Origin of the sequence: Candidatus Syntrophosphaera thermopropionivorans (assembly GCF_004353895.1) — a bacterium.
GTDB classification, from domain to species: domain Bacteria; phylum Cloacimonadota; class Cloacimonadia; order Cloacimonadales; family Cloacimonadaceae; genus Syntrophosphaera; species Syntrophosphaera thermopropionivorans.
Genome location: NZ_SMOG01000003.1, coordinates 17,995 through 30,759 on the forward strand (window position 1 = coordinate 17,995; position 12,765 = coordinate 30,759).

8 protein-coding genes are annotated in these 12,765 nt (G+C 38.3%); all 8 read right to left on the reverse strand.

Features of this window, described 5'->3' with window-relative positions; genetic code table 11:
• Positions 1-5 precede the first annotated feature (5 nt).
• The 8 genes from dnaK to E0946_RS02175 all read right to left on the reverse strand — a co-directional run bounded on the left by dnaK (position 6) and on the right by E0946_RS02175 (position 12,762).
• Positions 6-1,964: a molecular chaperone DnaK gene (dnaK, locus tag E0946_RS02140; protein WP_133200828.1), complete on the reverse strand. Its 1,959-nt coding sequence runs from the start codon at positions 1,962-1,964 to the stop codon at positions 6-8.
• Between the two features lie 19 nt (positions 1,965-1,983).
• Positions 1,984-2,661, reverse strand: coding sequence for a nucleotide exchange factor GrpE (gene grpE, locus E0946_RS02145; protein ID WP_243713707.1), 678 nt, complete (start codon positions 2,659-2,661; stop codon positions 1,984-1,986).
• Positions 2,621-3,718, reverse strand: a complete 1,098-nt coding sequence (gene hrcA / locus E0946_RS02150) for a heat-inducible transcriptional repressor HrcA (protein WP_133200829.1) — start codon at positions 3,716-3,718, stop codon at positions 2,621-2,623. Before hrcA ends, grpE begins: the two co-directional genes overlap by 41 nt.
• A gap of 73 nt (positions 3,719-3,791) precedes the next feature.
• Entirely contained in the window at positions 3,792-3,980 is a 189-nt protein-coding gene (locus E0946_RS02155; protein ID WP_133200830.1) for a DUF2344 domain-containing protein, read from the reverse strand.
• A 290-nt stretch (positions 3,981-4,270) separates the two neighbouring features.
• Entirely contained in the window at positions 4,271-8,836 is a 4,566-nt protein-coding gene (locus tag E0946_RS02160) for a T9SS type A sorting domain-containing protein (RefSeq protein ID WP_133200831.1), read from the reverse strand.
• A 191-nt stretch (positions 8,837-9,027) separates the two neighbouring features.
• Positions 9,028-9,267, reverse strand: coding sequence for a DNA adenine methylase (locus E0946_RS07370; protein WP_243713708.1), 240 nt, complete (start codon positions 9,265-9,267; stop codon positions 9,028-9,030).
• Between the two features lie 326 nt (positions 9,268-9,593).
• Positions 9,594-12,038 carry a TIGR03960 family B12-binding radical SAM protein gene (locus E0946_RS02170; protein WP_133200832.1) on the reverse strand — a complete coding sequence of 815 codons (2,445 nt, stop codon included), beginning with the start codon at positions 12,036-12,038 and terminating at the stop codon, positions 9,594-9,596.
• Positions 12,039-12,042: 4 nt separating this feature from the next.
• The gene (locus tag E0946_RS02175; RefSeq protein WP_133200833.1) at positions 12,043-12,762 is read right to left on the reverse strand and encodes an anaerobic ribonucleoside-triphosphate reductase activating protein; all 720 of its coding nucleotides are present in this window, start codon (positions 12,760-12,762) and stop codon (positions 12,043-12,045) included.
• Positions 12,763-12,765 lie beyond the last annotated feature (3 nt).

Sequence of the window (12,765 nt, forward strand, 5' to 3'; positions counted from 1 at the left end):
ATCTATTATTTATCGTCCATTACCTCAAAATCAGCATCTATTGGTCCTTCGGATTGATTAGATCCCTGTTCTTCATTGGAACTTTGACCATAATCTTGCTGTTCATAGGTTCCAGTATCAGCATTATTAGCTCCAGCTCCTCTCTGTTGCTGAGCTTGAGAATAGATGATTTCACCTAAGCGTTGAGCCTTTTTTAAGAGTTCATCTTTAACTGCGTTAAGCTCATTAGCATCAGTTGCCTTTTCTAATACATCTTTAGCATGCTTTATTTCGGCTTCCAGTTCGCTTCTTTCCTCTGCAGGAAGTTTATCACCGTATTCATTCAGGTTCTTTTCTGTGCTGAATATCAAGTTGTCAAGCTCATTTCTGGCAGTGACATATTCCTGACGCTTTCTATCTTCTTCAGCATGCAATTCAGCATCTCTAATCATCCTATCAATATCATCTTTACTGATATCTCCCGTGCGGTCAATACGGATAGATTGTTCTTTACCCGTGGCTAAATCCTTAGCTGAAACATGAAGAATACCATTAGCATCAATATCAAAGGTAACTTCAATCTGGGGTACTCCTCTGGGAGCGGGTGGAATTCCAACGAGGTCAAAGCGACCAAGAGATTTATTATCAGCTGCCATTGGTCTTTCACCTTGCAATACATGGATAGTGACGGCAGTCTGATTATCTGCTGCAGTTGAGAATATCTGACTCTTTTTAGTAGGAATGGTTGTATTTCTGGGAATGAGAGGAGTCATAACACCACCGAGAGTTTCAATTCCTAAGGTTAAGGGTGTTACATCCAGCAACAGCACATCACTAACCTTCTCATCTCCAGAAAGAATAGCACCCTGAATAGCTGCACCTATAGCAACTACTTCATCAGGATTCAGACTGTGGTTCAGCTTTTTACCAAAGAATTTTTCAACTGCTTCTTGAACAGCTGGAATTCTTGTGCTTCCACCAACCATAAGAACTTCCTGAATATCATCTACCGTCAATTTTGCATCACTTAGAGCTTGTTTACAAGGACCAAGGGTACGCTCTACTAAATCAGATGTTAAACGGTTGAATTCCGCACGAGTTAAATCATAATTTAGATGTTTTGGACCGGTTGCATCTGCAGTGATGAAAGGCAAATTTATATTAGTAGTTGGAGTTCCAGATAGTTCCACTTTAGCTTTTTCTGCAGCTTCACGTAAACGCTGCATTGCCATAGGGTCCTTAGACAAATCTATTCCTTCTTCTTTTTTAAATCTATCCAGAATCCAATCTACGATTCTTTTGTCAAAATCATCTCCACCTAAATGAGTGTCCCCATTGGTGGAAAGAACTTCAACCACACCTTGAGAAATATCAAGAATAGAGATATCAAAGGTACCTCCACCCAGGTCATAGACTGCAACTTTCTCTTCCTTTTTAGTATCCATTCCGTAAGCTAAAGCTGCAGCAGTAGGTTCATTTATGATTCTCTTAACATCCAGACCTGCAATAGTGCCCGCATCTTTAGTTGCTTGACGCTGACTATCATTAAAATAGGCAGGAACGGTGATTACTGCTTCAGTCACCTTTTGACCTAAATAGGCTTCTGCTGTTTCCTTCATCTTAGTGAGAATCATTGCTGAAATCTCTTGAGGGGTGTAATCTCTATTTTCTACTTCAATATGGACAACTGCTTGCCCTTTCAAGCCTTCTTTAACAGTGAAAGGCACCTGTTTTATTTCATTTTGTACTTCACTAAAATGACGGCCCATAAAACGTTTTATGGAATACACTGTATTTTTAGGATTAGTGATTGCTTGTCTTTTGGCTAATTGTCCCACTAAACGTTGACCATCCTTAGTAAACGCTACGACGGAAGGTGTGGTGCGACTTCCTTCTGCATTGGTTATAACAACTGGTTTGCCGCCTTCTACGACAGCAACACAAGAGTTAGTTGTTCCCAAATCTATACCGATTATTTTTCCCATTTTTCCTCCTTAAGGTTATTTAATCTGTAATTTTTATATCAAGGTCATTAGAATCTTCACCCTTAGACTCTGTAGCTTCATTTATTTCTTTGGGTTCTGATTCTGCTGTTTTTTGTTCTAATTTCCCAGATGATACTGCTACTCGTGCAGGACGGAGTAACTTATCATACATCATATATCCGTTCTGGATAATAGCAGCAACCGTATTTTCCTCATATTCACTGGGAATATGAGCAAGGGCATCGTGAATGACAGGATCAAAAGGTTTGCCTAAAGCATCAATTTTAGTAATACCTTCCTTTTCCATCACTCTTTTCAATTGTTCTGCTATCATCATCATACCTTTTACAAAGCTATCATCCTTTTTATCCTCACTAACCTGCTTCAACGCCCTTTCAAAATTATCCGCCACTTCACAGATTTCCAGCGCAAATTTCTGGGTTGCCATCTTTATCCAGTCCGCTTTTTCCTCATTACTGCGACGACGATAATTTTCAAATTCCGCTATACTTCTAAGATACTTATCTTTCCATTCGGCACATTCTTTATCCAGTTCAGCAATTCTTTTCATCAATTCCTGCTCCTTAGTATTTAGTTCCTCATCCTTTTCTTCTCTATGGGTCTGTTGTGTATCTTGAGATTTTTTTTCTTTATTTTCATCTGAAATTATATCTGCTTTTTTCTTCTGTGTTGCCAATTTGTTCCTCCTTTGTTGATACTACTAATCCTTTATGAGTTGTTTCGGTTATAGTAACAGTTATATCACGGATTAAGGGAATAAGATGTCTATATGCAGTCCTGATGGGTGCTATCACACCTAAATAACCAGGAATTCCAAAAACTTCATAGCGCCCGTAAATCAAGCTAAAATTGCTCCATTCAGGAATATTAAAATCTTCTCCCATTAAAACCTTAACACCTGCGCCATCATCCGAACGACGCATCAGATTAATCAATATATCCTGACGCTGTATCATACTCATAAAGTTAAGTATATTTTGCTTTGAATCAAATTCTGGTTGTTCCAGAAAATTAATACTACCATCATAGTGAATATAAAAATCGCTAATTTCAATAAAAGCTTTATGTAACTGCTTCAAGAAAGTGCTGACCAGAACATTATCCTGATACATATCTTCCTGCATTTCCAATATAATGCGATTGGCAATATCGTAAATACGTTCACCAATCAATTCTTCATTCAGATATTGCACTAATTTCTTTAACTGACTTTCCGTAAAATCATAATCAATCTTCATTACAACCGTTTTGTCCAAGCCAGAATCCAGACTCATCACAAAGATATATTTCTGATTGCCAATAGGAAATACTTCCAGATTTTGCAGATAGCCACTGGAAACTTCTGGCTCAGCTACAAAACTAAGCTGGTCAGTCTCTTTAGCCAGCAGTTTCATTATATAATGCAAAGCTAATGGAGTATCTTTATAATGTCTGATTAGCAGATTACGTAATAAATCCATATCCTCAAACTTTACTTTTGCGTGATCCGGTTCTATAAGCTGAAGATAAGTTCTAAAACCCTTTATAGTAGGAATTCTGCCTGCAGAAGTATAGGGTTGTTGTATTTTGTTTTCTGCTTCCAGCTTCATCAAATCCAGACGCAAAGTAGCAGAACTTACCTCCTGAAGATACTTTTCATTCAGGATACGAGATGAGACCGGCTCACAGGTCTGGATATATTCATCTACTAAAGCCTTTAAGGTTTTTTGTAATCTAAGCTGGTTTTTCTTCATTGTTGAACTAAAAACTCCTTTTTGATTTTTTAGCACTCACTTAGTCAATCTGCTAATCTTAATGACATATTAATCAAAATCCAGAAATTGTCAATTGAAAAGTGAGACTGCTAATTATATCTTCCTGAGTGTAAGGGGAATATAAGGATATATCAAAATATTCGCAGATACTTTCTACACCAAGAGGAAGTGTATTCCAGATATAGCGTACTCTGATCCGAGCTTTGTTCTTGAAATAGAAGTCCAGATCAAAGGCATCCATTGGCTACAACTCCGGATAGTCGATAATTAGCCTTTTATCCTGCTCTGAAGTTGATTGGTATCCCCTGCCAGGACATCAACGGTCTTGATATCGGGTTTCTCCTTATTACCCCGCTTGCTGCTAAAGCTGATAACATCATCGTCTGCTATATCTATTATAGTAGAGGAATAGGCATCCTTGTTCTTGAGGATAATCCTGTAAGCGGTTTCAGTTTTGATAGATGCATGGTTGATTGAAAAGGAAAGGCTGCCAATTTTTTAGGCAGCCTTTTTATGCACTATCATTCGATACTATTTCATAAGCATCATTTTACTAATTTTGGTTACTCCACTTTGCTCTAATCGAACAAAATATATGCCAGATGCAACAGGTCGATTGCCATCATCCCGACCATTCCAGACTACGCTGTGACTACCACACTCTAGTGACTCGTTCAAGAGGTCTTTAACCTTTTGACCTCTGATATTGTAAATGACCAGTTTGACAGGTGCTGTTTTTGGCAAAGAGAAATTGATAGTAGTTGAAGGATTAAACGGATTTGGATAAATTGAATGCAGAGCAAGCACTGAGGGCATCAGTTGGTCGCTGGTCTTTAGTGTTAACACACGAAAGCCATATAATTCAGGCTCAATAGTTGGCTCATTAACGATGTAATTGCCAGGGTGAATAGTAGCCGGACTAACTGATACAGCGCTTTTACCTTCCGAGTACAGCATAAAGCTCAACGGTCCTCCACCTTCTTCTTCAGGAGTAGAATAGGCCAGTATCTGGATGGGATATGCTTCGTTAACTCTAGCTCCTATACACAAATCATCTTGAAAAACTCCTATCTCAGTATAATCCGGATTGCCTTCGATTGATTCAATCATAATTGTTTCGTAATTTGGTTTGTCTTCATAAACGAAGTATGAAGGTTTACGAGGATCAACAATTATTGGTGTAGTGAGTGGATTGTTCCAAACAAATTCGCAATCTCTAACGGTTCGTATCATGATAGAATCACCATATTTCAAATGAGGACGAGAAACCCCATCATAAACCCAGACATCGCCATCTTTCTTCATACTCCAATCTTCTGCCATGATGTAATCTATCCTATCTATGACTCCAGACAATGCCTCCCAGGGATAGACCGTCTCATAGCAAGGATATGTAACCCAGTTCCAATGCCCCTCGTATAATTGATGCACCATCAGAGTATCAATGATAGTGCCAAGCTCGAACAGCCTTATGTTGTCGATATCATTAATTCGCAATTTATAACCATCATTGCTATTAAGCGAATTCAATCCATAATAGCACCAGTGATTGTTACGATATTCTGCTATTCCATCTGATGAGACAATATCTGTAAGAAAAGGCAACAAAGAAACATTAGCATAATCAATTGATGTTCCTACCTCATCTCTTTGTAGACGAGGGTACCCAACCCAGTTCCACCCTTTATGTAGATTGCGTGTAACTTGAGGATATGGGTTTGGTTGAGTGGGACTTAAGTATAGATTCTGATTGACAACCCGTCGCCCATTTATCGAAGGAATATCTACAATAATTGACAAATCGAAGTCCCCATATTGCTGATAGGATGGGAATACATTAACTATCTCTGCGTAGGCATACAAATAATTTCCATACACGCCGTCACCAGCGATCCCATCATTGTGGCTGCCATCATCATAAAGATCAACCGAAAACTGCCATTCACCTCTCTTAAGTAGAGCACTAACTACAGCGCTAGTAATAGGTGTAATATAATCTGAAACTGAAACTTGCAATAACAAAGGACAATCTACCGGATACACTGCAGGGATTTCCTCAACCGAAACAGTTAAATCAGAATCAACCTCGCTTATTATGCTGTACGTTTGTGCTGTCGAGTAGTTGTTAGTAATGCTTGCACACCAGATTCCACTCTCTGGTGCATCAATGGCATATTTTTGTGTTGTAGTACCAAAACACTCTGGCTGATTATAAATAATCCCCGATGGTGAAGTCAAAGTAAACAAATTAGCGCTAGGGTTACCGGATGTACTCCAAATCAAAGTAGTTCTTAGATTATCAGCCAGATCATCAACAACGATTTGTAAGGTTTGGATGGAGTTTGGCGGAATGGAGTGATTATTCTCGTATGATGGGGGATTGCCTCTCAAACGATTGAGCAGACGGCTTACAATCAATGACATATTTGATAATTGTGGCACCTGATAAGCCACCCCATGCCCCCAAGATGCTATATTACTCATATTCACAATGCCACTGGATATATTACCGAACCGCATGGTATAGCATTCAATATTTCTGGGAATATAATATAAATTGATGCTATTGCTAACATGATACATACTATGTGGGTTGCTGTAATAGGGGTTATATTGATTATCGAGGTCTATTGTTGGATGATGCTCTCCATCTGATAACAGTACCATCCCCTTTTTTCTTTCTGTTGGCGCGCCAAATCTATAGTATCCATAAGTAAAAGGGACAAGTAAATCTGTATTACCTCCTGCACTTGGTAAGCCTACACTATTGATATAAGAGTTTTGATTTGATGAAGTAATAGAGTATAATTCCGCTGTTAGTGTTGGGGATAAATTTGTAAATCCTCCGCTCCAGTTCGGAGGAGTTCCTTCATTAAAACCAAAAATATTAATCTTATCCCCAGGTAGCATAGCACTTATAAAACTTCTTGTTAGTTGTTGAAGGTTTGCGCATTCCTCTACCATACTCTGTGAAAGATCAAGGGCTAACACTACATCTATCCCATCGTCATAAACAGTGAAACCGGGACCATTGAGACCATCAAAACCATCCCGGATATTTGCTCCAACATAGGCGAAATGCAGCACCCCATTATTGCCAATATCAACAAGGATGTCGTAATCTCCTACATCTGAAGCAGTCATTACAGGAGTGCTGGAATACCACACTCCATCATTATCTGAAGTACCAGATACCTGACAGATGATTGCATTCAAAGCTGATATATTCATCCCATCAGTATAATCCTGATCCTCAACAACATAAACCGTAAGAGGAGTATTCTGGGGACAGTTTGTGACCTTCACATGAACCGGATCACCGATCCGAAACATGTTCTTGTCCCGACCATCTGGTGGATTGGATACTCCGGCACTGATTGCCTGGGGTGTAAAATGAAGACCCCTGTCTGAATAGGCTTTATCTATTATTAACTGATTCGATGTTGTTGATTTCCTCATGAGTATATTGTAGAAATAACGAGGCTTGTACCTTAGGGGTTCAGTATATGATACACCGTAAATTAGTGCATTAATGAGAAACTGGTCAAAAACTGTGTTGCCAAGGAGGTTTCTAATCTCCCACCATGCGGAGGCAATGGGATAACGACAGAAATACTCTTGATAAAACTCTTCATTCATAATTGAATTAGGATACATGCTAGAGTAGTTTACCAATACATCAGATACCGTATAAAATGTAATATCATTGACATTATTAGGTGAGTTTATGTATAAGCTGGAGCCCAATACTGAACATGGTAAGTATACTGCAAATGCCTCATCCATTGCTCTCTTGGATAAATCAGTGTTATGAAAAAAAGCACCGTTCAGTTTATCATAGACAAAAGCATGACTGAGTTCATGTCGAGATACATGGGAATATCGCCCAATGTCTTGACGTATTCGAATTGCATTATATACTGGATCAAATTCTCCATAATTGTTCATTGTTAATGGCATATTACCGATAATCCTAATTCCAAATGTGTTGGCTGAAAACGGTGATAAACTATCCAATGAATGAAACTGGGCTAATGTGTGATAATATATATTTAACCCATTACATGGATTATCGTCGAACCTCGCAAAAATGCTATCTTGAACAGTATTTATACTATCGGAGATTTTCACTCGTATTGTATCAGGATACTCACATAAGCTTAACAAACCTTGATAGCTCAGTTTGATTTTAAGATTGTTTAAAGTAGAATCTTCTACGGCAACATATCCATTACTATTTGTATACCCAGAAAAATTATCGGTCGATACCATAACATAGGGAATGGGGACATAACCCAATGAATTCACATAAGATCCTGAATAAGTAGATTCATACACTTCACCATCAATGTTGCATTGATAGTCCTCCATAATCAATGTCCTTGTGTGAATAATATCTCCTGAGCTGGGATCAATAAAAACGGTCAGCCCCCAAAATGCTATCATATAGCATAACTTACACTGATACGAGTTATTTTCGCCTGGGATGGGAAAATAGACTAATTTTGATCTAGGATGGGTTAACTCATTATTTGGATCATAGTTATAATTGGGGTCGTAGCGTTGAATGGCAATTTGAACAGCCTGGTTTAAGCTAATATTAATCGGTATAATGTCAGAGCTTATGTCTGCTGTATCATCGACAATACTCAGCTCAAATGTGGCAAAATTATAATACATCTTAAGATATCCAAAACCTCCTTCGATCCTGTATCCATTTACAATTTGTTCATATCTGACCCCGGTTCCATAAGTGTTGCTTGATATCTTTCCTCTGAACAGCTGTCCTTCTTGTGCAGAGATATAGGGCTTTACTTTGGCAAGAACCCGATCAAAGACCTGCTTCATATAAACGGTATCTTGCGGAGCTGTTATAACTATGTCTCTAAAATTTCCAATTATGTGGGAGAACTTCATATACTGGTAATTATAAGTGATATCTCCCTCAAAACCAGTTTCGGCTTTGAATCTTGCCGCCCTTTCGTTTAAGATTGCTTGCTTTTGGATGTATTCCTCTGTTTGCTCATAGGGTACTCCCATCAAAGTGACTACCATAAGCAATAGAAAGAATAGGCAAAACAAATACTTTTTCATCATTCCTCCTTCCTGATTTTGTTTTTTATTTATCTGAGTTCTTCATATCTCATTTTCAGCAAGCAATCTAACAAAAACATACTCAGATGTCAAATAAGTAATCTGCTGATTCTTGTCAATATAGAAGTTGATTACTTGCGAGAAACCCTGAGAGATACTGATCCTACGACTTCACTTTAGAATAAAAAACCATCTCATAGCTTGGAAGACAGATAGCCGATTGCCGTTAATGACTCTGCTACTGCCCGCTGTATCTCGGTAAGGCCTTCCTGCTTGAGGATATCGCCAAAGATTTTGCGGCTGGCTATGAGACAGTCCAGCTCCTTGATCAGCTCATCAGGATGATACTTGACCTGCAGGAAGAGATTGACCAGACGATGGTCAAGATCGTTATAGACTTCCAAATAACCCCACTTCTCCTTGTAGAGGAGCATCCAGGCAGCCTCACCAAAGGGCTCTATGAATCCGGTGATATCCTTGGAAACATAGATTGTGATAATCTCTCAGGAGGCGTTTACCGTATATCCAGCCGCTAATGGCATCCATTAGACATCTCCTTTCGGATCGGTAATACAGAGTTTAAGATACAGCTCCGGTAGAGCGAGAGACTGAGAAAACTCTTAAAATTATGCATTTAGAGAACTACAAGTGAATTGTTCAGGGAAAAGATATATCAAAAAAGGAATATTATTAAAATAGGAAAAGATAAGGGAAACCTGAATAAAGTTTTGTTCTGCTGAGCTTAACAGAATCTGTATAATTAAAGGAAGGACCAGCCACTTCGGCAAAGGGATAATGTATAGAGAATGGTTTTATCCAGTCTTAACACTTCTGCCAGTATATCATATAGCGCTGGGCTTTCTAAGGACTTCAGGATAAAGAGCTGGTGGTTTTTCCCATAGGTCTTTAAAATTATCTTCTTGAGGTCATAGGTAGTGGTTTTATTTTCTTTGATTTTGATAAAAGGATGAGAAACTTCTTTTTCAAAGGTAGAAAGAGAGCTTTCTATATGATTAATGTATTCTTGCGGTATTTTTATAGAAATCCATTCTGCAAAAGGGACTCTGGGTTTTATAATTAATCTTTCTGCTTTATTGATTTTATAACCTGGAATATTTTCTAAAGATAGAGCGTTAATTATATCTTCCTGAGTGTAAGGTGAATAAAAGGATATATCAAAATATTCGCTGATACTTTCTACACCAAGAGGCAGTGGAGGACAGAGACTAATTTTGGGATGAGGTGAAAAGCCCTGAGTAAAAACGGTTTCCAGAGGAGCTTTAGAAACGAGACGAAACAGCATTCGCATCCAATCCAGGTGTGAAATAAAACGTTGAATATCTGTACGCACATAAAAGACCCGATAGCGATATTGAATGTCAGATTTGCTTTTTTGGGAAAGAAAAGACTCTGAGATAAGCGTTCGCCCAGTTTCCGGTAGAGGCGGAGAGATTACATTTTTGATTTCATCAGTACAAACACCACACTGAGAGCAGGTCTGACGGCAATCTGGAGTAGTTATAGCTTCTTGTGCCTTTCTCCATTCTTCCAATAAAAATTCTTTATTTATTCCTAAGTCAATAAAATCCCAGGATAGGACTTCATTGAGATTCTTCGCTTGCAAATATTCTTCAGGAGAAAGTCCATTTTCCTGAAAAGCTTTCTCCCAGAGTTCATATTTAAAACATTCATTCCAGCCATCAAAGAAGGCACCAGATTTCCAGGCATCAAAGATAACTTTATCTATTTTTTCATCACCGCGAGCAAAAATAGCTTCCAGGATGGAAGATTCTATGGTGTGATATTTAATTTTGATATTGCCAGAGCGTTTCAGAGTCTGTTTAATTTTAATGCATCTTTTTAAAAGCTCTTCTCGTGGAAGCATTGCTGACCATTGAAAAGCAGTAAACGGTTTAGGAACAAAGGGAGAGAGAGTAACATTTATCTGCATCCTGTTTTTGCTCTGACTCTGGATTTTCTTGATAAGTTCTATTATAGCATCAATATCATCATCCGTTTCTTCGGGTAACCCAATCATAAAATAGAGTTTAACCTTTTGCCAGCCAAGTTGTTGAGCCAATTTAACCCCGGTTAAAATCTGTTCTTCCGTAAGGTTTTTATTTATGATATCACGCAAGCGTTGAGAACCTGCTTCGGGAGCAATAGTTAAACCTTCCCTACCTAATTGTCTCATCAAATCAATTGTCTGGCTATCTAAAGCATCCACTCGTAAAGAAGGAAGAGAGATATGAGTTCTATCGGTATCTATTGAATTCAGTAAGGTGCGCAAAACCTCTTTCAATTGACTGTAATCGCTACTGGAAAGAGAAAGTAATCCAGCTTCATCCCATCCGCTTTCTTTAATTTCAGAAAGAATATCTTCAATGAGAATATCAGCAGAGCGTTCACGGACAGGCCGATAAAAATAACCTGCCTGACAAAAACGACAACCCCGAGAGCAGCCTCGCATTAGTTCTGCAACACAGCGATGATGAGTAGCTATTTGCCAGGGTAAGATTTGTGGTTTATGAATCAAATCCGATTGAGAAAACTCCTTAAATTTTCTTGCTTTCACCTTCCAGCCTTGAGAAATAAGAGGAGAATGAATTTCAGGAACATAGCAGCCTTCAATGTTCGCCAGTTCTTGAAGTTTTATTCCCTTTTGTGTACAGCTCTTAAAAATTTCAGCTATTTCACATATGGCTTTTTCCGCTTCTCCAACAAAGAAAACATCTATAAAATCCTGTAGAGGCAAGGGATTGATTGCACAGGGACCACCTGCCATTATAATAGGATATTCCTCTCCCCTATCTTTGGCTAAAACAGGGATTCCTGCTAAATCTAAAGCTTCAAGAACATTGCTATAGGTAATCTCACTTTGTAAAGTGAAGCCCAAAAGGTCAAAATCCCTTAGTGCTTTTCTGCTTTCCAGTGCAAAAAGAGGTATTTTCTCAAGATGCATAATTTCTATCATATCAATCCAGGGAAGATAGCATCTATCAGCCATCACTCCTTCAATACGATTGACTATAGAATAGAGTATTTTTAGCCCGAGATTGGAAATGCCCACTTCATATACATCAGGATAAACAAAGCAAAAATTGACTTTCTGCCAGGGTTTGTGAACAGCATTAATTTCCTCATCAATATAGCGGGAAGGTTTGCTTACCTGAAGTAGCCAGGGTTCAATCTGAATTTTTTCCATTTCTTTAAAGTGTGCGAATCTCTATTTTGACCTGATTTTTAGTTCCCCATTCAATTAGAGACTGGAAAACAGGATGATTTTGCATATTAATATAGGCGGTATTATCCCTAGTTGCAGGATTAGAAAGATTATCTAAGGTCTTGCTATACTGGCATTCTTGTAGATAGAATTTATCGCCAGGACGAAGAAGATTCTGGATTTTCTCTAAATCTTCCAAATGCAAAAGTTTATCAAAAAAGGTAGTGCGAAATTCATAACTTTTGCTGCTTTCTCTAATAATTTCCATACTTTTCAAGATACTGGAAAAAGGAATATCAGCTCGTGTGACTAAAGGATAGAGTGATTCTGGTGCTTTAAGGTCCATTGCCCAGTAATCAACTAAGTCTTTGTTTACAAGATTTTCTATGCTTTCAGGGATAGAACCATTGGTATCTACTTTGATGAGATAATTCATAGCCTTTAATTTGTATAAGAAATCCTCTAAATCTTCTTGAAGTGTAGGTTCACCACCCCCGATAACGACAGCATTGAGTTTTCCTATTCTTCTTTTCAGAAAATCAAGAATCTGGTCTTCTGGATAAAGAGAATCAGATTTTGCTGCATCTACCAGTTCTGGATTTTGACAGTAAGAACAGCGGAAATTGCAACCTTGAGTGAATATAATAGCTGCCAGTTCTCCTGGATAATCCAGCAAAGAGAATTTTTGAAAACCCCCAATTTTCATCTT

Bases quoted from the DNA above. Each gene is read 5' to 3' on its own strand.
- dnaK (WP_133200828.1), bottom strand. From the start codon at position 1,964: ATGGGAAAAATAATCGGTATAGATTTGGGAACAACTAACTCTTGTGTT.
- hrcA (WP_133200829.1), bottom strand. From the start codon at position 3,718: ATGAAGAAAAACCAGCTTAGATTACAAAAAACCTTAAAGGCTTTAGTA.
- E0946_RS02155 (WP_133200830.1), bottom strand. From the start codon at position 3,980: ATGGATGCCTTTGATCTGGACTTCTATTTCAAGAACAAAGCTCGGATC.
- E0946_RS02160 (WP_133200831.1), bottom strand. From the start codon at position 8,836: ATGATGAAAAAGTATTTGTTTTGCCTATTCTTTCTATTGCTTATGGTA.
- E0946_RS07370 (WP_243713708.1), bottom strand. From the start codon at position 9,267: ATGCTCCTCTACAAGGAGAAGTGGGGTTATTTGGAAGTCTATAACGAT.
- E0946_RS02170 (WP_133200832.1), bottom strand. From the start codon at position 12,038: ATGGAAAAAATTCAGATTGAACCCTGGCTACTTCAGGTAAGCAAACCT.
- E0946_RS02175 (WP_133200833.1), bottom strand. From the start codon at position 12,762: ATGAAAATTGGGGGTTTTCAAAAATTCTCTTTGCTGGATTATCCAGGA.